The sequence below is a fragment of the Streptomyces sp. PL-29 genome (assembly GCF_058344425.1).
The window spans coordinates 214,436-238,271 of sequence record NZ_CP136996.1; the positions used below are offsets into that span (position 1 = coordinate 214,436).

Below are 23,836 nucleotides of genomic sequence, written 5' to 3' on the forward strand. Positions count from 1 at the left end.
GCCCAACGACGGCAGGGCATGCCGGAGCGCCCGGCTCCGCCGGGATCCGTCCTCACCGCGGCACCGGTCCGGTGAAGGCTAACGCCGCCGGAGGGGCGGCGGAGCACGCTCGATCACTCCGCAGGGCGGTACCTCCGGAATCCCGAGGAGCGGACCGGCCCGGCGTCCCGGCCGGGGGACGGCCCGAACTGACCTTCCGCCCGCGGTGCTCCGAAGTCCCCGGATGTCGCCGCGGGCTCCGGGTAGACGAACCGGTGACGGAGGGGGCACCACGACGGAAGGGAGTGAGGACATTGGCGGTCAAGGCGGTCGGCTGGGCACGTTCGTTCCCGATGTCGCACGGCGTCCGGGCGGCGCGGCAGTGGACGGCGGCGCACCTGGCGTCCCTGCCGTGGAACGCCGCGGCGGCCGACACCGTGCACTCCGTACTGCTCTGCGTCAGCGAACTGGTCACCAACGCCCACCTGCACGCCGCCGGCACCGCGCACCTGGTACTGACCTGGGACGGCATCTGCCTCCACGTCAGCGTCGCCGACGCCGATCCGCGGCTGCCCCGCGCCGATCGCACCGGGCCCGACGCGACGGCGACCTCCGGTCGCGGGCTGGGCATCGTCACCGCGCTCGCCGACGCGCTGGACGTCCACTCGTGCCACGGCGGCAAGGCGATCACAGCCTGCTTCCGCCCCGCGGGCGGCCCGGACCCGCACCGGGCCGAGCCGTGCGCCGGCTGAACCGGACGCCGGGAGCTCAGCGGCGCGGGCTCACGCGGCCAGGGCGTCCTCGACGCTCGCGTGCAGGGAGAGGACCGTGTCGGCCCCGGTCACGGCGAAGAGCCGGCGCAACTGCTCGCCGGGGGCGGCGATGCGCAGCCCGGTGAGGTGGTGCAGGCGCAGGAGCAGGTTCAAGAAGGAGGAGTCTCCGAAAGTGATGGAGCCGGCGTCCAGAACCACCAGCGAGTGGCGGCCGGCCGCCGCGGTGAGGGCCCCTTCCAACGGGTTCAGCGTGTCCTGGTCCAGCTCCCCGTGGGCCGCCACCACCCAGCCGCCTCCCGCCGGATAGCCCTCCCCCACCGCACCTGGCTGGTACGCGTCCCCGAATCCGCTCATGTCCGCCTCCACGGATCGCCGCCTGCACGTCTGTAGCTTCTGTACGTGTGCTTCTGTACGTGTGTTGCTTCGGTACGTCCTCGTCAAGGGAGTATGCCTGCTCACCAGGGCGGCACCGCTCCCCCGGGTCGGCCGGGACCTCGGCGGCCGCAGGCCGGCGACGCGCGGGAGAGCCTCTGGAACCGGAGTGTGTGAACACGCGATGCCGGGGCAGAAGCGCGACGGCAGCCGCAGTCAATCGGGAGGGAGCGGCCCACCATGTCTCGCTCGGCCACCGTTGTAGGCCCCATTAGCGCAACCGACACGCGCGTCCCCGTACGTGACCGGGAGGACCCGGGAACACCGGCGCGGGACGAGGACCTGACACGGCGCGGAACGCCGACCCGGGTGGACAACGCCCGTGAGGTGACGCCCAGCGACGCACGTGAGCTGTCGCGGCACTTCTTCCGTCGGCTGCAGTCCCTCGAGGAGGGCACGCGCGAGTACCAGTACACCCGCAACACCCTGATCGAGATGAACCTCTCGCTCGTGCAGTTCGCCGCACGGCGCTTCCGTGCCCGCGTGCTCGGCGGCGGCCTCGACATGGACGACATCATCCAGGTGGGGACCATCGGCCTCATCAAGGCCATCGACCGCTACGACCTCGACCGGGAGGTCGAGTTCTCCACGCTCGCCCTGCCGTACATCACCGGCGAGATCAAGCGGTACTTCCGCGACACGACCTGGGCCGTGCACGTCCCCCGACGGCTGCAGGAGCTCCGCACGGAACTGGCCAAGGCACAGGAGGCCCTGACCGACGTCCTGGGCCGGGCGCCGACGGTCAAGGAGGTCGCCCAGCACCTGGAGCTGTCCGAGGAGGAGGTCATCGACGGGCTGGTGGCCGCCAACGGCTACACGAGCGGCTCCCTCGACGCCGCCGGCGCGGACGACGACGCACCCTCCACCGCGAACCGGACGACCCGGCCCCTGGCGGAGCGCCTCGGCGAGGTCGACCCCGCCATGGAGCTCTTCGAGGACTTCCACACCCTTGCGCCCCTGCTGGACCAGCTCGACGAACGCGACCGCCGGATCCTGCAGATGCGCTTCGGCCAGGACAAGACCCAGGCCGAGATCGGCGCCGAACTGGGCATCTCCCAGATGCAGGTCTCCCGCCTGCTGTCCCGGACCCTGACCCGGCTGCGCGCCGGCATGCTCACGGCCTAGGCCCGCACCATGACGCCGGACCCGGACCCGGGCGCGACCGCGCCGCCGACCGCCCCGCCGACGCGGGGCCGGCGCGACGCGCGCCCGAGCGGCACCTGCGGCCTCGGCGCCCGGCAAGCCGTCCCCGGGGTCCTCGGCGTCGCGACCGGGACACCCGGGCCCCTCGTGCACCTCGGTCCGTCCGCCGCGGTCCTCCCCGCCCCCGCCGAGGTCACCGCAGGTGTACGGGCCTCGGTGGACCCAGGCCGGCAGGAGCGGCGCCCGCTGCCCGACGACCTGCCGCACCCGCACCCGCACCCGCACCACGAAGTGGTGGAGATGCTCCCGGACGAGTACGCCGCGCCGGAGGCCGCAGCATGATCCCCGCTCCTGCGCCCGGCGGGCCCGGACCCTTCCTCCACCCCGCCCTCTTCTACCGGAACCTCACCGAGTACGTGACGGGGGTGAGCGGATTCGTGCGCGCCGCCCTCGCCTCCGACGAGCCGGTGCTCGTCGCCGTTCCGGGACGTCGCCTGGACGCCCTGCGCGACAGCCTCGGCCCGGACGGGAGCACCGGCATCACCTGGACCGACATGGCGGAGCTGGGCCGCAATCCGGGCCGCGTCCTGGCCGCCCTCCAGGAGTTCGCCGACCGGGACCCGGGGCGGGCGGCACGGATCGTCGGCGAACCCGTCTGGCCCGGCCGCTCCCCCGCCGAGGTGCTGGAGGCCACCCGGCACGAGGCCCTCATCAACACAGCCTTCGCCGACCGGCCCGCCACGGTCCTGTGCCCGTACGACGTGGCCGGGCTGGAGCCCGCCGTGGTGGACGGCGCCCGGCGCACCCACCCCACGCTCATCGAGCAGGGCCGGGAGCTGCCGAGCGAGGCCTACACCGACGCCGCCCGGGTCACGGCGGACCTGGACCGCCCGCTGCCCGAGCCCGACGGCCCGGTGGCCCTCCTCGCCTACGCCCGCGGCGGGCTGGCCTCGGTGCGCGCGTACGCCGAAAGGTGGGCGCGAGGCACCGCGCTGACCGCGACACGCCGCGGTGACCTGGTCATGGCGATCAGTGAGGGCGCGGCGAATTCCCTCTGCCACGGCGGCGGGACGGGCACGCTGCGCCTGTGGAGCGTCTCGGGGCCCGCGGCGGGGGTCGTCGCCGAGATCCGCGACGACGGACACCTGGCGGACCCCCTGGCCGGACGACGCCGCCCCTCGCTGGCCTCGGCCCGCGGCGGCCGCGGTCTGTGGATGATCCACCAGCTCTGCGACCTGGTCGAGGTCCGTGCGACGGAGTCCGGCTTCACGCTGCGGTTGCACCTGGCCACGCCCTGAGACGGCGGTCGCCTACAATGTCGTGCGCCTGCCCGGGCGGAGCGGGAGGCCGTCTGCGACGCGTGGCCGGTACCGTACATCGATCGTGCCCGCGCCGGGCATACGCCTGGGACAGAGACCAGTGTCAACGCGGGGGTGAGAGAGCTCGGTGGAGACCGTCGGACCGGAAACGGGTGATCCTGTGAGTGTCGGCCTACCCGCCGCGGGGCAGCGCCGCCGGCTCGCCCTGGCGGGCGTCCGCGGCTCCGTCGCCAAGGGGCGTGACTTCACGCGACAGGCCCTGCGCGACTGGGGCTGGTACGGGACCGAGACCGCCGAGGACACCCTGCTTCTCGTGTCCGAGCTGCTGACGAACGCGTCACTGCACGCCGACGGCTGTCACGAGCTCGTCCTCACGGCCGGGAAGGTGCTGCGCATCGAGGTGTGCGACGGCTCGACGACGCTCCCCCACCCCGATCCCTCGACCCGGCGCGGCGTACCGGGCGGTCACGGCCTCCACATAGTGGAGCGGCTGTCCGATCGATGGGGTGCGGACGCGCACCCCGGCGGCAAGGCCGTCTGGGCCGAGATCGACGCCGCCCGGCTGGTGTCCGGCAGGCCCACCGGCCACTAGGGCGGGTGGACGGCGTCCCCGCGTAGTGGAGTCGTGCCCGCGGGGTATCCGCGGGACATGGAAACCTCTTCGGATCGGCCGGGCGGCACGCGGCACCCGGTGTGGGGGCGGATCGTCGTCGGCGTGGCGGTGGTCGTGATGCTGATCGTGCTCGTGGAGCGCTTCAGCCTGGTTCCGGCGTTCGGCGGCCTCTTCGGCCACGACACCCGGGACCGGTCGGGTCCGGCACTGCTCAAATCGGTCCAGGACATGGACCGTTACGAGGGCGCCGTCGGCAACTTCCAGGTGGTCGTGGACCTAGAGGAGGACGCGCCCTTCCTGCCGGACGCGATCCGCGGGACCCGCACCCTGTACGTGGGCGCGGGCACGGTCAGCGGCTACGTCGACATGGGCGGGCTGGACGAGCGCAGCGTCACCGTGAACGAGGACCGCACCGCGGCCACGATCCGGCTGCCGCACGCCGTACTCGGCCCTGCGACCCTCGACCCGAACCGCTCGTACGCGGTGTCGAAGCAGCGGGGCCTGCTGGACCGGATCGGCGACCTGTTCTCCGACAACCCGGCCGGTGAGCAGGCCGTGCAGAAGCTCGCCGCACAGCACATCGACGAGGCGGCCCGCACGGCGGGCCTGGCCGAGCGGACCGAGAAGAACACGACGTCGATGCTGGAGGGGCTGCTCGGTTCCCTCGGCTTCCGCGACGTGGTGATCGCCTACGGCTGACCGGCTCCGGGTCGCGCGCCCGCGCGAGCCCGCACCCTCGGCCGTGCCCGCGCCGTACCGGCGCATGGCCGGTCCGGGGCCGGGTAGCCGCGCCTTCGAGACGTCCGGACGGGCCCCCGCGCCTCGGGGGCGCGGGACGGCCGACGACGCGGAAAGGATGCGCATGTCGCACGTCGAGGAGTATGTCGAGGTCAACGTGCCGGTACGCACGGCCTACAACCAGTGGACGCAGTTCGAGGACTTTCCCGCCTTCATGGAGGGGGTCGAGCGCGTCGACCAGCGCAGTGACACGCTCACCCACTGGGTGACGAACGTGGGTGGCGTCCGGCGCGAGTTCGACGCGCAGATCACCGAGCAGCTCCCAGACCGGCGCGTGGCGTGGATGACGGTCGATGGTGAGCCCCGCCAGGCCGGGCTCGTCACCTTCCAGCCGGTCGACGCGACCACCACCAAGGTCGTGCTGCACATGAACTGGGTGCCCGACGGCGTGGCCGAGGCCGCGGCCGACAAGCTCGGCTTCGTCAAGCGTCAGGTCACCGGGGATCTGAAGCGTTTCAAGCTGTTCATCGAGTCCCGCGGGATCGAGACGGGCGCCTGGCGCGGCGAGGTCTGATCACCATGACCAGCCAGGCGGCGAGCAGAGGTGCCCGGTCCGCGTCGCGCGGCGGCACCCTCCGGGAGGTCGCGGCACGCTGCGGCCTGGTGACGCGCGGAGTGCTGTACGTACTGATCGGGATCCTGGCCGTCCGCATCGCCTTCGGCGGGGACGGCGGCCGGGAGGCCGACCGGCATGGCGCCCTCCAGGAACTCGCGGACAAGCCCTTCGGCTCCGTCCTGATCTGGGCCGTCGGCATCGGTCTCGTCTGCATGATGCTGTGGCGGCTGTCGGAGGCCGTGTTCGGCGCGTCCGGTCCGGACGGCGACAAGCCGACGAAACGGCTCGCTTCGGCGGGCCGGTGCGTGTTCTACGCGGTGACGGCCTTCTCCGTCCTCGTGTTCGCCGCGGGCGGCGGCGGGCGTTCCGGTGATGAGCAGTCCCGTGACATCACCGCGAAGGCGCTGGGTCTGCCCCTCGGCCAGTGGCTGGTGGGTGCCGCGGGACTCGCCGTCGCCGGCGCCGGCGTGGTCATCGCGGTACAGGCGGCGCGGCGCCGCTTCCGCAGGCACCTCGCCATGGAGGGGTCGTGGGAGGGGTCGCGCAAGGCGGTCGGCTTCCTCGGGGTGACCGGCGGGCTGGCCCGCGGGGCCGTGTTCACGGCGGCCGGCGGCTTCGTCGTGTACGCGGCCCTGCGCTACGACCCGGGACAGGCGAAGGGAACGGACGACACCATGAGGTCGTTCGCCGGGACTCCGGTGGGACCGTGGCTGCTGGTCGTGGTGGCCGTCGGGCTGATGCTGTTCGGGGCGTTCTCCTGGGCGATGGCCCGGTGGCGCGAGGTGTGAACCCTTCCACCCGGCGCCGCGGAGCCGGGCGAGGCGGGACGGCCCCCGTGTTCAGGGCCGCCCGACCGGGGCCGGATCCGCCGGAAACCCGGCCCCGCCGTCCGTACGCCCCCGCACTCCCCCGCAGCGGTCCCGGCCGGGCCCCGTCCGGCGGATGCGCCCCGCGGGCGCATGGAGGCGGTGCGGGCGGGCACGCGTACGGAGTGAGCGACATCCCCAGCACCGGAACCGCGTCACGCCGTTCCGGCCCTCCCGCCACCGGCACCGCCACCGCCCTCGCGGCACGCACCCGCGCCCAGTTGCGGCGTACGGCCGTCCGCGTCTGGACGGACAACCTGGCCGACCACGCGGCCGCCCTCACCTACTACGCCCTGCTCGCGCTGCTGCCCGCGCTCGTCATCGCCGCGTCCGTCGTCGGACTGCTGGGCGGGGCGCGGCGCGACCGGCTGATCACCGACCTGACCGCGTACGCGCCACCGCAGTCGGCGCAGGTGCTCCGCGAAGCGCTGGGCGGCCTCCCCGAGGGGCATTCGATGTGGGCCCTGCTGCTCGGCGGGGTGGTGAGCGCGCTGTGGTCGGCGTGCAGTTACCTGGCGGTGTTCCGCCGCGCCCTGCACACCATGCACCGGGTGCCGGACATGCGGCGTCCGCTGCGTGCCGCACACATTCTCGTCGTCCACGCCGGGCTGCTGCTGGTGCTGCTCGTCGTGGGGGCGGTGGGCCTGGTCGTGTCCGGGCCGCCGGCCCGCTGGGCCGCACGGGCCGTCGGCGGAGCCGGCCCGGACCTCGTCCCGCTGCTGCGCTGGCCCGTGCTGCTGGTGGTCGTGACGCTCCTGGTGCTGGTGCTCTTCCGGACCGGACCGGCCCAGATGCGGGGCACCCGGCGGGGCCTGCCGGGCGGTGTGCTGGCGGCCCTGCTCTGGCTGGCCGCCTCGGGGCTCTTCACGCTCTACGCGCAACTGGACACCTACGGCCGCCTGTACGGGTCGCTGGCCGGGATCGTCGTGTTCGTGATCTGGCTCTGGTTCGCCAACCTGGCCCTGCTCACCGGCGCCCAGTTCAACGCCGAACGGGCGCGGGAGCCGGCGGCCGGGCCCACGGCCTGACCGCCGGACCGGCCGTAGGCGTTCCGGCCGCCCTACTGCTCCCGCCGGGCCCGCCGGGAGCGTCGCGCGAGTACGGCGACGGTCAGGACGCCGGCGGCCGTGGCCAGCGCGGTGCGGTGGGACCGGGCCAGGCTCGCGGCCCGGCCGGCCTTCGCCCGCACGGGGCCGCGCCGCGGGTGCCCGGTGAGCCGCCCGGAGCGGGCAGCCGTGTCCCGGACGCGGGTCGCCGTCCGCCACGCGGCGGCGAGCACGGGACCGGGCGTCCTGTCCTCGACGAGTCGCCCGACGTGCACGGCGGTGTCCCGCAGTCGGCCGGTCGCGCGTGCGACGTGCCGGCGGAGCTCCACCGGGGTCGGGACGGACGTGTCGTTCGCGTGCGGTACCAGCGTCATGGAACTGCCCTCTCCTCGGAATTGCTCTCGCGCAAAGCTCTGTTGTGCTGCTGCCCGGCAGCTGCGCGACAACGCGCCTGTACGGCATGTGAACTGACGGAGCCTGCGCTCTGCCGGGACGCGGCACGACCGTGGGCCCGAACTCGGCGAGTTCGGGCCCACGGTCGCGAAGCGGCGGGACTCGCGCCGGTCAGAGCGGCGGGAGGCCGAAACGGGTGGCGGCGTAGTAGGAGCCCAGCTCTTGCTGGTAGTCCCGGTCGCCGAGGTGCTTGTCCCGGTGGAACTCGGGTGCGTCCTTGATCTGGCCCCTGGTGCGGTCGACGTAGATCGTCCGCTCGTCGGGGTCGATGCTGACGACGGTGCTCGCGGGCAGCAGGACCTCCTTGCCGAAGATCCAGACACCGGTGTCCACGACCAGGTAGGCGTCACCGACCTCGTCGGAGTGCTTGTCCACCTTGCCGATGCCGCCGTCGGTCGCCTCGACCTTGTAGCCGGTCAGATCGGTGCCGGCCAGGTGGCCCGAGGTCGACTTGTAACTCCACACATGTTCAGTCACGCGGAAACAACTCCTCCGTTGGACGGGGGACGGCGGGGGCGCTCCCCTGCCGTCCGTCCTTCTTCGTACGTCGTGCGCGGGGTGTGCGTTCTCCCCGTGCACTCCGCCTGCCCCGCCCCCGGCACCTCATGCACGCGGCCGACGTCCGCCGCTCGCCGGACCCTATGCTGCGGGCATGACCAAGCCGATTGAACTCGTCATATTCGACTGCGACGGCGTGCTCGTGGACACCGAGCGCATCGCGACGCGCGTCCAGGTCGCCCTCGGGGGGGTCGCCCGCGGCAAGCCGGCCCCGGACCTGTTCCTGTACGCGGCGCAGCGCATGGGCGTCGAACCGGCGGCCTGCCTGGTGGTCGAGGACAGCCGGCCGGGTGTGGAGGCGGCCCGCGCCGCCGGGATGCGGTCCCTGGGCTACGCGGGCGGGATGACCCCGGCCGGAGCGCTCGAAGGCCCGGGGACGACCGTGTTCCACGACATGCGCGACCTGCCCGGTCTCATCGCGGCGGGATGACCGGGAGGCGGGCACCGTCCGACTGCCCCGCCCGCTCCGTGGCCTCGGTTGCCACGCCCGTGAGCGGGGGCTCCGCGGTCCCTCCTCTAGAGTTCTTCCGGCCCCCTTCGCGCCCGCGACCCGCACCGCGGCGCGAACCGAACTGTCCGCGGGCCCGACCGAGGAGCAATCGTGACCGACCAGGCGTCCATATCGCTGCAGCAGGAGATCGCCCGGGACCTCCGGGTGAGCGCGTCCTTCGACGCCCGGCAGGAGATCGAGCGCCGCGTGGCGTTCCTCGCCGACCGGCTGGTCTCCACGGGCCTGCGCTCGCTGGTGCTGGGCATCAGCGGCGGTGTGGACTCCACGACCACGGGCAGGCTGTGCCAGCTCGCGGTCGAGCGGGTCCGCGCCACCGGGCGGGAGGCGACGTTCTTCGCGATGCGTCTGCCGTACGGCGTGCAGGCGGACGAGTCCGACGCGCAGCTGGCCCTGGAGTTCATCCGGTCCGACCGGGTCCTGACCGTCGACGTGAAGCCCTCCAGCGACGCGGCGCTGGAGGCGGTACTGGCCGGTGGCACGGTCTTCCGCGACGCGCACCACCAGGACTTCGTGCACGGCAACATCAAGGCCCGCCAGCGCATGATCGCCCAGTACGCGGTCGCGGGCGCGCACGCGGGCCTGGTGGTGGGCACCGACCACGCCGCCGAGGCGGTCTCGGGCTTCTTCACGAAGTTCGGCGACGGTGCGGCCGATGTGGTTCCGCTCACAGGTCTGACCAAGCGCCGGGTCCGGGCGGTGGCCGAGGCGCTGGGCGCGCCGTCCTCGCTGGTCTGGAAGACGCCGACCGCGGATCTGGAGACGCTGAATCCGGGTCTGGCCGACGAGGAGGCGCTCGGCGTCACCTACGACGACATCGACGACGTCCTGGAGGGCAAGCCCGTCGACGCGGCCGCCCTGGACATCATCGTCAACCGTTACCGGGCCACCGAGCACAAGCGGCAGCTGCCGATCGCCCCCTGACCACCTCCGGTCCCGCGCCGTCGCCGGGGCGGCACCCTCTCGGAGACCGCGACCTCGCGCAGGAGCCGCCGCGTCGCGCCGCGCGGCGGGTCCTGCGCTCCCAGCAGGTGCAGGGGCTGGGCCGAGGTCAGACGGAGGTGGAGAGGACGGGGTCCTGCGGCCGGCGTGCCGCAGGGCGGGGGCTGCCGGCGACGATCAGCGCGAGCAGGACCGCCGCCGCCTCGCTCTGCAGGATCCGGGCGGACTGCTTCAGCCGGCCCGGATCGGGGACGGGAAGGGACAGCGCCACGCATTCCGGGGTCGGGCCGGCGGTGATCGGCACCGCCGCGCACACCGTGCCGACGGCGTACTCCTGGAGGTCGAGGAGGGGCGTGTTGGGCGGGCGGTCGTCGAGTTGCCGGAAGAGTGCCCGCTCACCGGTGAGCGTGTGGGTGGTGAAGGGCGTGAGCCGGTGGCGGGACAGGTGGTCCCGCCGGCCGTCGTGGTCCAGTTCGGCCAGCAGCGCCTTGCCCACCGCGGAGGCATGGGCGGCGGCGCGGAAGTCGACCCACTCCTCCACCGCGGGCGCGGCCGGACCGTCCGCGTACTGGGTGATGGCGACCTCGCCGTCGGTGTAGCGGGCGACGTAGACGGCGGCGCCGACCGCGTCCCGCACCCAGGCCAGGGTCTCTCGCAGGTGCCGGCGGCCCTCAGCGCCGTCCGTCTCGCTCAGCAGGAGGATGTGGCCGGCGACATAGGCGTCCGGTCCGATCGGCGTGGCCAGGTCGGCGCGGACGAGCTGCTCCACCGCCCGGGCGAGGACCAGCTGCGGCAGCTTCGTCTCGCGGGCGATCTGGGTCAGGTTCACGCCGCCCGAGTGCCGGTTGACGACTTCCAGGACGCGCAGTGCCCGGTGGACGGATTCCAGTGGTGCCGGGGCCGTCCGTCCCCCGGCGGACGGCGCGGCCGCACGGGTCGGCTGCGGCTGCTTCAGCGCCTCGATTTCCCACCCGTTCGCCTGCTCCGTGAGGTGCAAGGGGTTGAGCCGGGCGTTCTGCGCGACGGCCACGGCGACCTGCGGCCCCGGGGTGAAGACCTCCCCCAGGTCGGGGTGCTCCCTGCGGGGGCGCGCCGTCAGGGCCTGCCGCAGGCGCGCCGGGAGCCGCAGCGGCGGCCGGCAGGCCCCGCCCGGTCCGCCGGTCAGGGACGTGAGGTCCTGGGTGGTGATGGGCGGGGACGTCCAGATGACGGAGGCCCCGAGGGCCTCTTCGAGCGCGTGGGGGATCTGCGGCAGCGGCGGCAGGCGTTCGTCGGGCGCCAGGATGTGGGCCTGGCGCTTCCAGAACCGGGCGGTCGCGACCTCGGCGCGCGCCAGGTGGTGCAGGTAGAGACAGCGGGCCGCGGTCTGCGAGCCCGCCCCCGCCGCGTACTGGAACCAGAACTGCGCGCCCTCCGTCCGGTCCGCGAGGTGCAGCAAGCAGCCAAAGAGGAGTGCCGAGTTCGCGCCGTGGGGCCAGGAGTCGACCGCCAGGGCGAGCTGGGCGAAGTCCCGGCTCTCCACGAGGCACCAGGCGAGGTCGTCCAGACCGCGGGCCGCCCGCACGTGGCAGGCCGCGTCGAGGACCAGCTCGTCGGTGTCGGCCTGGGGGGCCGGTCCGCCCGCGGCGGCGGCCGGTCCGGCCAGGGTGGTGGTTCCGGCCGCCGCGCGGGCGCGGTCCGCGGCGATCCGGCGGGCGATGCGGCGCCGCGCGGCGCCCTCGTCGTATCCGGCGTACTCCTCCGCGAGTACCGTCGCGTCCGCCAGGGACGCGTCCAGTCCGCACGGCGGCTTGTCTCGGTGGCGTGGCCTGTCGCTCACTGGTCCTTCTCCTCTCCGGGGATCCAGTCCACCCCGAGTTTGCGGGACAGGGTTCGGCGTGCGCCGCGGATGTGCGATCGGACCGTGGCCGGGGCGATCCCCATCATCCGGGCGACCGTGTCGCAGTCGTTGCCCAGCAGGAAGGCGAGCAGCACCACGTCGTACTGCCGCTCGGACAGGCCCGCGATCGCCGCGTACAGTCCGAGTTTCGACTCCAGCAGTTCCAGCCGTTCCCGCGAGGAGCGGCGCAGTGCGGCGAACCAGGCCGTCTCGACCATCGCCACCTGCCGTCCCAGGACGGCCAGCCGCCGCTCGACGTGCTCGCGCAGCACCGCCCAGGCGAAGCCGTGCAGGCTCGCCTCCTTCAGTGCCTGGCGCCATACCTTCAGCAGGAAGGTGAACACGTCGTCGACGACTTCCTCGGCGTCCTTGGGGTTCCCCAGCTGCAGGTGGGCGTAGCGCAGATAGGCACGGTGCTGCTGGGAGTGGAAGGCCGTGAACTCCACCGGCAGCACGCCGGCGAGTTCGCTGGAGACCGCACGGTATCCCGACGGATCGAATTCTCCTGCGTTCATGCGCTCCCCCACAGCTGTGCGCCGCCGTCCGTCGCAGTGGCGGGGATTCGACGGCGGCGGGCCGCGGGGGCGTTCGGCGGTCGGCCGGCGGACGGCCCTCCGGTTGCTCTCCCCGCTCCGGGCCCCGGCGGGCGCGTGCGCGCCCGCAGCACATCGATCGTGACAACGCCGACCACGGTGGTGGCCAACAGCACGAGGGCGAGCGTCTCGGCGGCATTCACGTCTGAGCGGACCTTCCCGGTGGAGTGTGGGTGGCCGGCCGCCTGCCCCCGCCCCAGCGGCCGCGGAGCGCCAGGCGCTCCCGATCACCACCCCATCGGAAAACGAGCCCGATCGTGCAAGCCGGTCCGTGGAAATCCCCGCCACGAAGCGCATTCGCCGTTCCGCGCGCCCCCGGCCCCCCGCGCACGCCCCCGATCGGATGGCTCCGTGCCCCGATCCGGTGGAACACGCACGGACGCGCCCCTCCCCGGGGCCGGCTGCCTGCATGGTGGGTCCGGAATGCGGCGCCGGGCACCCCCGCACGCGCGTCCCGTCGAGGAGGAAGGGCCGTATCCGGATGGCGTTCGCGAGGACCGTACTGCCCGCCCTGCTCTGCCTGTCGCTGACCGGGGTTCCGGCCGCGGCTCCCGACGCGGCGGCCGCGGCCGCGGTGCCGTACGACGGGCAGGTGCGCCACGAGAGCGCGCTCTTCAGCGTGAAGGCGACGAACAACGCGGCCGCACAGGAGTTCACGGTCGACGGCACCCGGCTGTCCCGGGTGAGCGTCTGGCTGGGGAGCGGTGCCGCGACGGGGACGGTGACCGCCCAGGTGCGGCGCGTGCGCTCGGACCCGGCGTCGGCGATCGCCTCGGCCACCGTGGACCTCGCCGCCCTCGGCGGCCCCGGAGCCGGCTGGGTGGAATTCCCGCTCGGGGACACCGGGATCACTGCGGGCCGCACCTACCACCTCTTCGTCCAGGCCACGACCTCGGAGAGCGGGCCGGTCGCCTGGTACGGCACGCGGCGGGCGGTGCCCGGTTCGCTCAGCAGCTGGAACTACGACCGGGCGTACTGGGGCGGCTGGCACGCCGACGACACCGCCCGGCCGGCCTTCCGCGTCAACCCCAGCGGCGGCGAGCGGTGCGGGGAGACCGAGCCGTGCTACGTACCCTCCTCCGCTCTCGCGGCCCGTACATCGGGGCTGCTGGCCAACGGTGCGGTGACCGAGGCGGTGTCGCCGTCCTTCGCCGTCGGAGCCTCCTACGTCGCGGGGAGCAACGTGCTGCGACTGCCCTCCGGCCGCTGGCGGTACCTGCCCGCCGGGGCCACGGAGTCGGCCGTCGTCGAGGCGGACGACCCGGGCGCGCTGGCACAGGTCGAGGAGAGCCGCGCATGGCTGGCCAGAGGCCGGGTGCCAGGAGCCACCGCGCGGCAGCGGGCCGCCGCAGGGCGCGCCCTGCTGTCGATGCGGGCCCTGCTGAAGCCCAATGGCGCCTTCGCCGCGGCATGGTCCCCACCGTGGGAGTACTCGTGGCCCCGGGACGGAGCGTTCGCCGCGGCCGCGTTCGCGGCGACCGGGCACGACGAGGAGGCGTACCGGATCCTGGCCTACGACGCGCGCACCCAGCGGACCGACGGCACCTGGGAGGCCCGGACGAAGCTGGACGGCAGCGGGCCGCCGGACGCGCGCACGTGGCAGCTGGACGGGAACGGCTGGGTGCCGTGGGCGACCTGGCAGTGGTACCAGGCGGCACCGGCCGCCGGACGGGACGAACGGCTGCGCGAGCTCTACCCGATGGTGCGGGCGGCAGCCGACTTCGCCGCCCGCTCCCTCGGCCCGGACGGGTTGCCGCCGGCGTCCCCGGACTACTGGGAGCTGGACACGACGACCGCCAACATCGGCACCGCAGCTCCCCTCCTGGCCGGGCTGAACGCCTCGGCGGACCTGGCGGCACGGCTGGGTGCGGCCGGGGATGCGGAGCGCTGGGCGGCCGCGTCGCGGCGGCTGTCCGCAGCCATCGCCGTCTCCTTCGCTCCGCTGGGGTACCAGCGGACCGTCGACGGCGAGCACGGCAGGGACAGCGCGATGGCGTTCATGGCACCCCCGTTCAACACCGCCCCGCCCGGCCTCGGGGAGGCGCTGGACTCGACCTACCGGGCGCTGCTGTTGCCGAACGGCGGTGTCTCGCCCGGCAACGACCCAGATTTCAGCTGGGGATCGTACGCCTGGACGGCCAGCACCGCCTTCTTCGCCCTGGCCTGGGCCGGCACGGGTGAGCAGGCGAGAGCGGGCCGGGTGCTCGACTGGGTGCTGTCGAAGCGCAACGCACTCGGCGAGCTCCCCGAAACGGTGAACGCGGCCGGCCTGCCGTCCGCCGTCGCTCCGCTGGGCTGGACGGACGCGCTGGTCGTGCTCACCGTACTGGCCCTGCAGGGATCGCCCCGGCCCACTCCCCCGGCGCCCGCGCCGACGCCGGCGACCGCGGGCCGGTGAACACGTCGTTGACGGCGCGCCGGGGACCGGTCGCGTGATCGGGCGTCGGGACCCGGGTGGAGCGGCCCCGAGCCCGGCAGGCGCGCACGGTCCGACTATCCGCCGAGGGTGGTATTGCCGGTGATGGTGCCGTCCGTGCCGGACACCGTGACCGCGTGCCGGACGCCGTCGGGGCCGAGGACGACAGCACGCCAGGCGCTGCCGCCGCCGTCCTGGGCGATGACGCGCAGGCTCTCCACCTTCCCGTCCTGCACCGCCGCAGCGGCCTTCCCGGCCGCGTCGCCGATGGACAGCGAGGGCAGTGGCGCCGGCGCCCGGCCGCCCTTGCCGGAGGCCTCGCTCCGCTCGGTCCGACCGGGGCCGCCGGGGAGACCGGGGACGCCGGGGTGGCCGGGAACGCCGGGGTGGCCGAACCGCTCGCGCGCCCCGGCGTCGCCCTCACCACCGCGAGCCTTCCGCGCGCGGTCCTCGTCGTGTCCTCCGCCGTGCGGCCCCCGCTGGGGCCCGTTCCCGTGGCCGGGCTCGAAGCGGAACGCGTGCGGGCCCCGCTGGGCCCGCTCGTGGTGGTGCTCGGCCAGGGCCACCGCCGCGACCCCGCCGCCCACGACCACCACGACCGCGCCGGCCGCCACCCAACGGGTTCGGCTGCTGCGGGGCACCAGACGGGACAGCGACGCGCGCTTGCGGGCGCCGGTATCGGGCGCGGTCTCGGGCAGCTGCTCGGGCGGCGGAACGGATTCAGACATACGGCTACTCCTCCGGACAGCCGGACGCGCTGCCCGGCTCGCCCCAGAGCATGCTGAGGCGATGCTGAAGCCCAGCTGAAGCCACCTGAAGACCTCTTCAGCCGGACGTCGGAAGGGCCTGCGATCCTGTTCGGCATGCGCGTACTGGTGGTGGAGGACGAACGGCGGCTCGCCCTGGCCCTGCAGCGGGGTCTGCAGTCGGAGGGGTTCTCGGTGGACGTGGCCCACGACGGGCCCCAGGGCCTGTGGATGGCCACCGAGCACGACTACGACCTGATCGTGCTCGACATCATGCTTCCCGGGCTGAACGGCTATCGGATCTGCGCGAAGCTCCGCGCCGCCGGCAACGAGTCGGGGATCCTGATGCTCACCGCCAAGGACGGCGAGTACGACGAAGCGGAAGCCCTGGACACGGGCGCCGACGACTTCCTGTCCAAACCGTTCTCCTATCTCGTGCTGGTCGCCCGGCTGCGCGCGCTCGGCCGGCGTACGGGTGGCCGGCGCCCGCAGGTGATGCGATTCGGCGACCTCGTGATCGACCCGGCCCGCCACACGTGCTCCCGCGGCGGTACCGAGGTCCGGCTGACCGCCAGGGAGTTCGCCATCCTCGAGTACCTGGGCCGCCGGTCCGGCGAGGTGGTCTCCAAGCGGGACATCCTGGAGCAGGTGTGGGACGCCGCCTTCGACGGCGACCCCAACGTCGTGGAGGTCCACGTCAGCGCCGTCCGCCGGAAGGTCGACGCGCCGTTCGGCCGAGCGGCCCTGGAGACCGTCCGGGGCGCCGGATACCGGCTGGCAGCCGACGGTGGCTGAGCCCTCCGTACCGTCGGCCCTGCTCGGGCGGGTGCGCGACGGGCTGCGCGGGCGCTTGGGCGACGGGCTGCACTCGCTCCGGAGTGCCGTCCTCGGCCGGTGGCCCGTCCTGCGCCGGCTGTGGCCCACCACGGTCCGGGCCCGGGCCACCATGGGCGCGGGCCTGGTCGTGGCCGCGGCCCTGGCGCTCGCCTCGTTCGCCCTGCTCGGCCTGTTGGAGGCCAACCTGCTGCGCAACGCGGAGACCGACGCGCGGCGGCAGGCCGAGACCGTGGCACAACTCGCCGCCGCGGGGAAGCTCGGCCGGGCCCGCCCGCCGGGCCGGGCGGTGGAGTTCGTACAGGTGGTGAGCGCGGACGGGCGGGTCCTCTACTCCAGCCCGAACCTGATCGGGGTGCCCCCGTTCCCGCCGGCGCCGCCCGGTACGCCGGGAACCCGGATGCACACCTGGCGGGTCCGTCCGGTCGACGGCGAGCACCGGCAGCGGGTCGTACAGGTCGTCACGCAGACACCGGACGGCCCGGCCACCGTCTACGCCGGTGCCTCGCTGCGCGACGCGGACGCCGCCGACGACACGACCACCGCCGCACTCGTGATCGGTATGCCGCTGCTCCTGGCCACCGTCGTCCTCGTGACCTGGCGGGTCACCGGGCACGCGCTCCGGCCGGTGGAAGCGATCCGCGCCGAGGTGGCCGAGATCTCCGACCGGGACCTGCACCGCCGGGTGCCGGTTCCGGCCACCCGCGACGAGGTCGCCCGGCTGGCCGAGACCATGAACGCCACCCTCGACCGGCTGGAGGCGTCCGGCACCCGCCAGCGGCAGTTCATCGCCGACGCATCCCACGAACTGCGCAGCCCCATCACCGTCCTGCGCACCCAGCTGGAGGTCGCGCTGGCCGTCCGGGACCCCGAGCTGTGGCCCGAGCTGATCGGTGGCGCGCTGGAGGACATCGACCGGCTCCAGCGCCTCGCGGCGGATCTGCTGCTGCTCGCTCGGATCGACGCGGCCCAGCCCGTGGCGGCCGTGCCGGTGGACCTGGGCGCCCTGGTACGCGAGGTGCTGGAGGCCCGGCTCGGCGACCGGGTGCCGCTGCACGTGGACCTCGCGGCGGATGTCGAGGTCACCGCGGGGGCCCTGTGGCTCGGCCGGGTCGTCACCAACCTGGTCGACAACGCGCAGCGGTACGCCGTACAGGAGGTGCGCGTCACGCTGCGCACCACCGGTGGCGGGGCGGTACCGCGACGTGCCGTGCTGGAGGTCGTCGACGACGGGCCGGGGATTCCCGGCGCCGACCGGGAGCGGGTCTTCGAACGGTTCACACGGCTCGACGACTCACGCAGCCGCGACCACGGCGGAGCCGGTCTCGGCCTCGCCATCGCGCGTGACCTGAGTACGCACCACGGCGGAACGCTGACGGCCGAGGACTGCGCGAGCGGCGCCCGGCTGGTGCTCAGGCTGCCGCTGACGTCCCGGTCCTGAGCAGGGCGGCATCAGGCATCAGGGATCGGAGATCGGGATCCGAGACCAGGGTCAGCGGAGGTGACGGTGTCGGCCGTGCTTGGGCGGCCGGTCGGTCGTCAGCAGGACGAGAGCCAGGCCGAGGGGCAGCAGGAACAGCAGGAGCAGGGTCATACGGCGCTTGTGCCCAGCCTGCCGCCGGCGACACGGCCGACCTCACCGGACGACCCTCGTTCCGCCGCCCGAGGAGCGCCCGTGGGGCGGGGACGCAAGGTCCTGCCGGTGCGCAGTCCCTCGTCCCGTGCGGGGCCTACGGACGCCGCGGCCGGGTGCCGGCACATGGCGCCACCCGCACCGGGAGCAGTGGCCTCCCTCCCCACCGGGCCGCAGCTCACGGCGTGTTCCGTTCCCGGAAAATGCGGTGCGTCCGCCCCGGCCCGCTCTCTAAGCTCGCCGTACGCGCTGCCGCAGAGGCACTGCGCGCCTCGTACCGCGTCCGAAGAGAAGAGAAGGGGAGCAGCGCCATGTGCACGTACCGCAGCGCCGCCTACGCTCCCCCGTCCCGGTACGACGTGATCCCGGTGTCTCGTGGCGCCCGGTGCCGGCTGCGCGGCCGTCACCGTACACCCGTGACGCACCTCTAGGTCCGTCCCGCTCCCCGCCTTCCGTACGCCACCGCCCTGCCCGCCCGGCCCTGCTCCGGCCACGGGTGGCGGCCGTCGACGGCCGATGCCGGTCGGGGTGACGGGGCCGTCGTCAGGGACATCGCGCCGCCCTCTTCATCTCCTCACTTCATTCGAAAGGCCCCGGGCCATGCGCGCCAACGGACGCACCCGCACCTCCACTTCCCCTGCCTCTTCCCTCGGCACCCTGCGCAACCTGGGCATCCTCGCCCACGTCGACGCCGGCAAGACCACGCTCACCGAACGGATCCTGTTCGCGGCCGGCGCCGTCCACAAGCGGGGCGAGGTACACCACGGGACGACCGTCACCGACTACGACCCGCAGGAACGCGACCGCGGCATCACCATCTTCGCCGCCGCCGTGAGCTGTACCTGGGCCGGGCACCACATCAATCTGATCGACACGCCCGGACACGTCGACTTCTCCGACGAGGTGGAACGCTCGCTGCGGGTCCTCGACGGCGCCGTCGCCGTGTTCGACGCCGTCGCCGGGGTCGAACCGCAGAGCGAAGCCGTGTGGCGGCAGGCGGACCGGCACGGTGTGCCGCGGATCGCGTTCGTCAACAAGCTGGACCGGGCGGGCGCCGACCTCGACACCGCCGTGGCGTCGATCCGCCGCCGCCTGGGCGTCGTACCCCTGGTGGTACAGCTGCCCATCGGCCGCGAGGGCGCCTTCGCCGGCGTCGTCGACCTGGTGACGATGCGTGCGCTGTGCCCGCAGTCCGGCTCCGCCGGCATCGCGCCGGGGGCGGTCCCCGAAGCCCTGCGGGAGGAGGCCGGGCAGCGGCGCAGGCTGCTGGAGGAGACGGTCGCGGAGCTCCACACCGGGGCCTTCGAGGAGTTCTGCGCCGCATCGGCGCTGAGCGACTCGACCCTGGCCCGGGCCCTGCGGGAGCTGACGCTGCGCGGGGACGGTGTCGTGGTGCTGTGCGGCTCGGCGTACCGCGACCGCGGGATCGAAGCGCTGCTCGACGCGGTGGTGGCGTACCTGCCGGCGCCCTCCGACATGCCGCCGGTACGCGGTACGGCCGGCGGCGCGGAGCAGGAGCGCGCGCCCGACCCGGCGGAGCCGTTCGCGGCCCTCGCCTTCAAGGTGACGACCGTGGCGCCGGGGCGGCTCACCTACCTGCGGGTCTACGCGGGCACGCTGCGCAAGGGCGCGACGGTACTGGACGCGGCCACGGGCCGTACGGAGCGGGTGGGCCGGATCCTGCGGGTCCAGGCCGACCGGCACGAGGACAGGGAGGAAGCGGTGGCCGGCGACATCGTCGCCGTGATCGGGCTCAAATCCGCCCGGGCGGGCACCACCCTGTGCGCGCCGGGGGCGCCCCTGCTGCTCGAACCGCCCACGGTGGCCGAGCCGGTGGTGTCGGTGGCCGTGGAGGCGCGCTGCAACGCCGACACCGGTCGGCTGGCGACGGCGCTTGCGCGGCTCGCGGAGGAGGATCCCTCGCTGGTCGTGCGCTCCGACCCGGAGACCGGGCAGACCGTGCTGTCGGGGCTGGGCGAACTGCACCTGGAGGTGGCCGCGGAGAAGATCCGCCGCGGCCACGGGGTGGAGGTCGTGGTGGGCCGGCCGCAAGTCTCCTACCGGGAGACCGTCGTGCGCGGGGTGACCGGCCTGGTCCACCGGCACGTCAAACAGGACGGTGGCGCGGGCCAGTTCGCGCACGTCGTGCTGGACGTCGAGCCGCTGGAGGAGCCGGTCTTCGCGTTCCGCTCGACGGTCGTCGGCGGCCGGGTGCCGCAGGAGTACGCGCGCGCCGTGGAGGCCGGCTGCCGCGAGGCCCTGGCCGGGGGCCCGCTGGGCGGTCACCCGGTGACGGGGCTGCGCGTCACCCTCACCGACGGGGCGACACATTCCAAGGACTCCTCGGAGATGGCGTTCCGGGCGGCGGGCCGGTTCGGGCTGCGCGAAGCGCTGCGGCTCAGCACGATGGAGCTGTTGGAGCCGGTCGTGGAGGTCACGGTGACCGTCCCCGACGATGGCGTCGGGGGCGTTCTGGGCGACCTCGCGGCCCGCCGCGGCCGAGTCTCGGGACAGGCGTCCGCGGGCGGCACCGCGGTGATCACGGCGACGGTGCCGCTGGCCGAGCTGTTCGGGTACGCGTCCCGGCTCCGCGGCCGGACCCAGGGCCGGGGCGTCTTCACCACCCGGCCGGCCGGTCTGGCGCCCGTACCCGCCTCGGTCGCCGGAGGCCTGTCGGCCCGGTGACCCGCGGGCCGCTGCCGCCCTCGCCCGCCCGCCCCCGGTTTCGGGGCGGGCGGGCGAGGGCCGCGTCCCGTGAGCGCGGGGGTGCACCGCTTATGCTGCGGATTCGGTCGGTCGGTTCGGTTCCGGCGGGGCCACGAGCAGACAGGAGACACGCCGGGTGAACAAGTCCGAGTCGGTACAGGAGAATCCGTACCCCGACAGCCACGTCCCGGGCGAGGGGCCGCAGCCGCATCCACTACTGGCGCCCGTGCTGCCGCTCCTGGGCCGCTGGCACGGCCGCGGCCGCGGCGCGTACCCGACGCTGGAGAAGGACTTCCGCTACGAGCAGGAGGTGACCTTCAGCCACGACGGCCGCCCCTTCCTGTGCTACGAGGCCCGGGCGTGGCTGATCGACGAGGCCGGGGCCCCGGTGCGGCCGGCGGGGCGCGAGGCGGGGTGGTGGCGGGTGGCTCCCGACGCCTCCCTGGAGGTCGTACTCGCCCACCCCACCGGTGTCGTCGAGACGTACGTGGGGCGGGTGTCCGGTGGCGGGTTCGAGATCGAGACCAAGGACGTCTCGCTGACGCCGCTGGCCAAGGAGGTCACCGCCACGCGCCGCCGGTACACCGTCCAGGACGGGGAGATGACCGTCGTCCACGACATGGCGGCGGTGGGCCAACCCCTCCAGCACCACCTGACGACACATTTGCGCCGACGTCCCTGAGTCCCACGTCAACCACATGATGATCAATCCTGTCAGGAAGGTATTCGGGGCACTCACGCCGCACAGGCGCCGTTCATCGACAGCCGTACCTCCCTCCGCAGGCGGCGGTGACGACCTCCCTGCTATCGCGGCAACCATCGCACTTCGGCTCCGTTCGGGTGAAAGCAGCCCCGGACTTCGGCCGGGCGGGGACCCGTGGCCTCCGCCCGGCCGGGTGAGGATGAGGCGCCGACTCAGGCGAGCGTGACCAGGCCGCGGTAGTCCTCGCTCCACAGGTCCTCGTCCGCGTCCGGCAGCAGCAGGACCCGGTCGGGGCGCAGGGCGTCGATGGCGCCCTCGTCGTGCGTGACCATCACGATCGCGCCCGGGTACCCGCCGACCGCGGCCAGGACTTCGCCCCGGGAGGCGGGATCGAGGTTGTTGGTCGGCTCGTCCAGCAGCAGCACGTTGGCCCCGGAGTGCACCAGCCCGGCCAGTGCCAGGCGGGTCTTCTCGCCGCCGGAGAGCACCCCGGCCGACTTGTCGGCATCATCCCCGGAGAACAGGAACGCGCCCAGCACGTGCCGCGCCGCGCCGTCACCCAGGTGCGGGGCGGCTGCGGACAGGTTCTGTCGGACCGTCAGATCCAAATCGAGGGTGTCGTGCTCCTGCGCGAAGTAGCCCAGGCGCAGTCCGTGACCGTGCACCACCCGGCCGGCATCCGGCCGTTCCGTGCCGGCCAGCAGACGCAGCAGGGTGGTCTTGCCCGCGCCGTTGAGGCCGAGTACCACCAGGCGGCTGCCCCGGTCCACGGCAAGGTCGACGCCCTTGAGTACCTGGTGGTCGCCGTAGGACTTGGTCAGGCTGACCGCACCCAGCGGCGTCCGCCCGCACGGCGCCGGCTCGGGCAGGGCGATCTTGGCGATCCTTTCCGTACGCCGTGCCGGTTCGAGCTCTGTCAGCATCCGGTCGGCGCGCCGGGCCATGCTCTTGGCCATGGCGGCGGTTGCCGAGCGGGCCTTCATCCTGTCGGCCTGCGCGTGCAGGGTGGCGGCCTTGCGTTCGATACTCGCCCGTTCGCGGGCGCGACGCCGTTCGTCCGCCTCCCTTTGGGCGAGGTAGGTGTCCCAGCCGGTGTTGTGGATGTCGATCGTGGTGCGGGTGGCGTCCAGATGGAAGACCCGATTGGTCACGGCGGCCAACAGCGAGGTGTCGTGACTGATCACGACCAGGCCGCCGGTATGGGCCTGGAGGAAGGTGCGCAGCCAGCCGACCGAGTCGGCGTCCAGGTGGTTGGTCGGCTCGTCCAGCAGCAGGACTCCGCGCGGGCCGGCGAAGAGGATACGCGCGAGGTCCACTCGGCGGCGCTGGCCTCCGGACAGGGAGCCCAGCGGATCGTGCAGGACCCTGCCGGGCAGCCCCAGGCCGGCGGCCACCCGGGCGGCCTCGGCCTCGGCGGCGTATCCGCCGCCGGCCTGGAAGGCGGCGTCGGCGCGGGCGTACGCGTTCATCGCCCGGTCGAGCACGTCGGGCGAGGCGGCGTCGGCCATCGCCGTCGCGGCCGTTCGCAGCTGGCGCCGCGCCCGGTCCAGGCCGCGGGCGGACAGGATCCGGTCGGTGACGGTGACCTGCTGGTCCGTGGCACGGGAGTCCTGGGCGAGGAAGCCCACCGGACCGGTGTGCGTGACGGTGCCCGCAGCCGGCCGGGTGCGCCCGGCAAGGACGTTCATGAGGGTGGTCTTGCCCGCTCCGTTGCGGCCGACCAGGCCGATGCGGTCGCCGGGGGAAACGGTGAAGGAGATGTCGGAGAGCAGCAGGCGGGCGCCCGCGCGCAGCTCGACATCACGAAAGGTAATCATGGGATGACGCTCCGAGAAAGCAAAAGGACACACTTCTGATGTGGAAGCGGGTCCTCAGCTAGGAAACTCGGGGCGTAGACATGCGTCCACGGTAACCGATGCCCCTGGTCCGGCGCCTCTCCGTTCTCCGACGGCAGCGATCGCCGCAGGTCAGGATGATGCTCGGCCGGATCGACGGGCGTCGGTCCTCGCCTGCCGGTAGCGTCCGGCGGAGCAGGAGCACCGGGAACGGTAGCGCGTCGGCTTCTACGGAACCGGTCGCAGGCGTGGGCCTGACGGGATCCTTGCCGACCGTCGGCAACCCCGACCGGAGCGCGCGGTGGGCCGTGTTCTTGCGCGTCCCTGCCGGACGGAAGGGGCAAATGGGTGATCTTGGCGTATGCCGGGGTCCCTGCGGGTGCCATGGACTCGGGTGGCAAGCCGCAGCCGGCCGGACAGGAGCGGTTCCCGGGCGGCCGCCCGGGAAGAGCACGTGCCGTCGGTGCCCGTCTCCGGACGGCACGCCAGATGCGGACATCCCCCC

22 protein-coding genes and 1 pseudogene are annotated in these 23,836 nt (G+C 73.8%); 16 read left to right on the top strand and 7 right to left on the bottom strand.

Going from position 1 to position 23,836, the window contains the following annotated elements; all coding sequences use genetic code 11:
- The first annotated feature begins 293 nt into the window (after positions 1-293).
- Positions 294-731, top strand: coding sequence for an ATP-binding protein (locus R4Z63_RS01030; RefSeq protein ID WP_037922400.1), 438 nt, complete (start codon positions 294-296; stop codon positions 729-731).
- 30 nt (positions 732-761) lie between these two features.
- Here the strand turns inward: R4Z63_RS01030 and R4Z63_RS01035 are convergent, their stop codons facing one another.
- Positions 762-1,106: an STAS domain-containing protein gene (locus R4Z63_RS01035; protein ID WP_037922399.1), complete on the bottom strand. Its 345-nt coding sequence runs from the start codon at positions 1,104-1,106 to the stop codon at positions 762-764.
- A gap of 258 nt (positions 1,107-1,364) precedes the next feature.
- Between R4Z63_RS01035 and R4Z63_RS01040 the strand changes: the two genes are divergently transcribed.
- The 8 genes from R4Z63_RS01040 to R4Z63_RS01075 all read left to right on the top strand — a co-directional run bounded on the left by R4Z63_RS01040 (position 1,365) and on the right by R4Z63_RS01075 (position 7,507).
- Positions 1,365-2,309 carry a SigB/SigF/SigG family RNA polymerase sigma factor gene (locus R4Z63_RS01040; protein ID WP_384448975.1) on the top strand — a complete coding sequence of 315 codons (945 nt, stop codon included), beginning with the start codon at positions 1,365-1,367 and terminating at the stop codon, positions 2,307-2,309.
- A 9-nt stretch (positions 2,310-2,318) separates the two neighbouring features.
- A complete protein-coding gene (locus tag R4Z63_RS01045) occupies positions 2,319-2,669 on the top strand; it encodes a hypothetical protein (RefSeq protein WP_384448972.1) in 351 nt (116 codons plus the stop codon).
- Complete coding sequence (locus R4Z63_RS01050) at positions 2,666-3,625, top strand: anti-sigma factor RsbA family regulatory protein (protein WP_384448969.1); 960 nt, start codon at positions 2,666-2,668, stop codon at positions 3,623-3,625. The genes R4Z63_RS01045 and R4Z63_RS01050 overlap by 4 nt, the downstream gene beginning before the upstream one ends.
- 181 nt (positions 3,626-3,806) lie before the next feature.
- Entirely contained in the window at positions 3,807-4,238 is a 432-nt protein-coding gene (locus tag R4Z63_RS01055) for an ATP-binding protein (RefSeq protein ID WP_384448966.1), read from the top strand.
- Positions 4,239-4,295: 57 nt separating this feature from the next.
- Positions 4,296-4,958 carry a DUF4230 domain-containing protein gene (locus R4Z63_RS01060; RefSeq protein WP_384448963.1) on the top strand — a complete coding sequence of 221 codons (663 nt, stop codon included), beginning with the start codon at positions 4,296-4,298 and terminating at the stop codon, positions 4,956-4,958.
- A gap of 163 nt (positions 4,959-5,121) precedes the next feature.
- Entirely contained in the window at positions 5,122-5,571 is a 450-nt protein-coding gene (locus R4Z63_RS01065; RefSeq protein WP_037922388.1) for an SRPBCC family protein, read from the top strand.
- Between the two features lie 5 nt (positions 5,572-5,576).
- A complete protein-coding gene (locus tag R4Z63_RS01070; protein ID WP_037922386.1) occupies positions 5,577-6,401 on the top strand; it encodes a DUF1206 domain-containing protein in 825 nt (274 codons plus the stop codon).
- A 203-nt stretch (positions 6,402-6,604) separates the two neighbouring features.
- Positions 6,605-7,507: a YihY/virulence factor BrkB family protein gene (locus R4Z63_RS01075; RefSeq protein ID WP_384448958.1), complete on the top strand. Its 903-nt coding sequence runs from the start codon at positions 6,605-6,607 to the stop codon at positions 7,505-7,507.
- Between the two features lie 32 nt (positions 7,508-7,539).
- On the opposite strand, the gene R4Z63_RS01080 is transcribed toward R4Z63_RS01075, so the two are convergent.
- Positions 7,540-7,899, bottom strand: coding sequence for a hypothetical protein (locus tag R4Z63_RS01080; RefSeq protein ID WP_384448955.1), 360 nt, complete (start codon positions 7,897-7,899; stop codon positions 7,540-7,542).
- 190 nt (positions 7,900-8,089) lie between these two features.
- Complete coding sequence (locus tag R4Z63_RS01085) at positions 8,090-8,455, bottom strand: PRC-barrel domain-containing protein (protein ID WP_037922384.1); 366 nt, start codon at positions 8,453-8,455, stop codon at positions 8,090-8,092.
- Between the two features lie 271 nt (positions 8,456-8,726).
- Between R4Z63_RS01085 and R4Z63_RS01090 the strand changes: the two are divergent.
- Together R4Z63_RS01090 and nadE are read left to right on the top strand one after the other, a co-directional pair.
- A pseudogene (locus R4Z63_RS01090) lies at positions 8,727-8,966 on the top strand (HAD family hydrolase); the annotation flags it as partial.
- Positions 8,967-9,137: 171 nt separating this feature from the next.
- Positions 9,138-9,968 carry an NAD(+) synthase gene (gene nadE / locus R4Z63_RS01095; protein WP_384448952.1) on the top strand — a complete coding sequence of 277 codons (831 nt, stop codon included), beginning with the start codon at positions 9,138-9,140 and terminating at the stop codon, positions 9,966-9,968.
- A 127-nt stretch (positions 9,969-10,095) separates the two neighbouring features.
- Here the strand turns inward: nadE and R4Z63_RS01100 are convergent, their stop codons facing one another.
- Positions 10,096-10,941 carry an IclR family transcriptional regulator domain-containing protein gene (locus R4Z63_RS01100; RefSeq protein WP_384449010.1) on the bottom strand — a complete coding sequence of 282 codons (846 nt, stop codon included), beginning with the start codon at positions 10,939-10,941 and terminating at the stop codon, positions 10,096-10,098.
- Positions 10,942-11,801: 860 nt separating this feature from the next.
- Positions 11,802-12,380 carry an RNA polymerase sigma factor gene (locus R4Z63_RS01105; RefSeq protein WP_236647655.1) on the bottom strand — a complete coding sequence of 193 codons (579 nt, stop codon included), beginning with the start codon at positions 12,378-12,380 and terminating at the stop codon, positions 11,802-11,804.
- 559 nt (positions 12,381-12,939) lie between these two features.
- Here R4Z63_RS01105 and R4Z63_RS01110 point away from each other — a divergent pair.
- Entirely contained in the window at positions 12,940-14,856 is a 1,917-nt protein-coding gene (locus tag R4Z63_RS01110; RefSeq protein ID WP_384448949.1) for a glycoside hydrolase family 15 protein, read from the top strand.
- Between the two features lie 95 nt (positions 14,857-14,951).
- On the opposite strand, the gene R4Z63_RS01115 is transcribed toward R4Z63_RS01110, so the two are convergent.
- The gene (locus tag R4Z63_RS01115; protein WP_384448946.1) at positions 14,952-15,602 is read right to left on the bottom strand and encodes a hypothetical protein; all 651 of its coding nucleotides are present in this window, start codon (positions 15,600-15,602) and stop codon (positions 14,952-14,954) included.
- A 135-nt stretch (positions 15,603-15,737) separates the two neighbouring features.
- Here R4Z63_RS01115 and R4Z63_RS01120 point away from each other — a divergent pair, with 135 nt between their 5' ends.
- From R4Z63_RS01120 to R4Z63_RS01135, 4 genes are all read left to right on the top strand, one after another.
- Positions 15,738-16,415 (top strand): response regulator transcription factor, encoded by a 678-nt coding sequence (locus R4Z63_RS01120; RefSeq protein ID WP_037922375.1) that lies wholly within the window; start codon positions 15,738-15,740, stop codon positions 16,413-16,415.
- 109 nt (positions 16,416-16,524) lie between these two features.
- Positions 16,525-17,895 carry a sensor histidine kinase gene (locus R4Z63_RS01125; protein WP_491522628.1) on the top strand — a complete coding sequence of 457 codons (1,371 nt, stop codon included), beginning with the start codon at positions 16,525-16,527 and terminating at the stop codon, positions 17,893-17,895.
- Positions 17,896-18,687: 792 nt separating this feature from the next.
- Positions 18,688-20,772 (top strand): elongation factor G, encoded by a 2,085-nt coding sequence (gene fusA / locus R4Z63_RS01130; protein ID WP_384448942.1) that lies wholly within the window; start codon positions 18,688-18,690, stop codon positions 20,770-20,772.
- 157 nt (positions 20,773-20,929) lie between these two features.
- The gene (locus R4Z63_RS01135) at positions 20,930-21,475 is read left to right on the top strand and encodes a heme-binding beta-barrel domain-containing protein (RefSeq protein WP_384448939.1); all 546 of its coding nucleotides are present in this window, start codon (positions 20,930-20,932) and stop codon (positions 21,473-21,475) included.
- Positions 21,476-21,708: 233 nt separating this feature from the next.
- On the opposite strand, the gene R4Z63_RS01140 is transcribed toward R4Z63_RS01135, so the two are convergent.
- Positions 21,709-23,313, bottom strand: coding sequence for an ABC-F family ATP-binding cassette domain-containing protein (locus R4Z63_RS01140; protein ID WP_384448936.1), 1,605 nt, complete (start codon positions 23,311-23,313; stop codon positions 21,709-21,711).
- Positions 23,314-23,836: the final 523 nt, after the last annotated feature.

Coding starts and splice junctions, on each gene's coding strand:
- R4Z63_RS01080 (WP_384448955.1), bottom strand. CDS start 7,899: ATGACGCTGGTACCGCACGCGAACGACACGTCCGTCCCGACCCCGGTG.
- R4Z63_RS01140 (WP_384448936.1), bottom strand. CDS start 23,313: ATGATTACCTTTCGTGATGTCGAGCTGCGCGCGGGCGCCCGCCTGCTG.
- R4Z63_RS01045 (WP_384448972.1), top strand. CDS start 2,319: ATGACGCCGGACCCGGACCCGGGCGCGACCGCGCCGCCGACCGCCCCG.
- R4Z63_RS01050 (WP_384448969.1), top strand. CDS start 2,666: ATGATCCCCGCTCCTGCGCCCGGCGGGCCCGGACCCTTCCTCCACCCC.
- R4Z63_RS01040 (WP_384448975.1), top strand. CDS start 1,365: ATGTCTCGCTCGGCCACCGTTGTAGGCCCCATTAGCGCAACCGACACG.
- R4Z63_RS01115 (WP_384448946.1), bottom strand. CDS start 15,602: ATGTCTGAATCCGTTCCGCCGCCCGAGCAGCTGCCCGAGACCGCGCCC.
- fusA (WP_384448942.1), top strand. CDS start 18,688: ATGCGCGCCAACGGACGCACCCGCACCTCCACTTCCCCTGCCTCTTCC.
- R4Z63_RS01065 (WP_037922388.1), top strand. CDS start 5,122: ATGTCGCACGTCGAGGAGTATGTCGAGGTCAACGTGCCGGTACGCACG.
- R4Z63_RS01070 (WP_037922386.1), top strand. CDS start 5,577: ATGACCAGCCAGGCGGCGAGCAGAGGTGCCCGGTCCGCGTCGCGCGGC.
- R4Z63_RS01105 (WP_236647655.1), bottom strand. CDS start 12,380: ATGAACGCAGGAGAATTCGATCCGTCGGGATACCGTGCGGTCTCCAGC.
- R4Z63_RS01120 (WP_037922375.1), top strand. CDS start 15,738: ATGCGCGTACTGGTGGTGGAGGACGAACGGCGGCTCGCCCTGGCCCTG.
- R4Z63_RS01110 (WP_384448949.1), top strand. CDS start 12,940: ATGGCGTTCGCGAGGACCGTACTGCCCGCCCTGCTCTGCCTGTCGCTG.
- R4Z63_RS01035 (WP_037922399.1), bottom strand. CDS start 1,106: ATGAGCGGATTCGGGGACGCGTACCAGCCAGGTGCGGTGGGGGAGGGC.
- R4Z63_RS01060 (WP_384448963.1), top strand. CDS start 4,296: ATGGAAACCTCTTCGGATCGGCCGGGCGGCACGCGGCACCCGGTGTGG.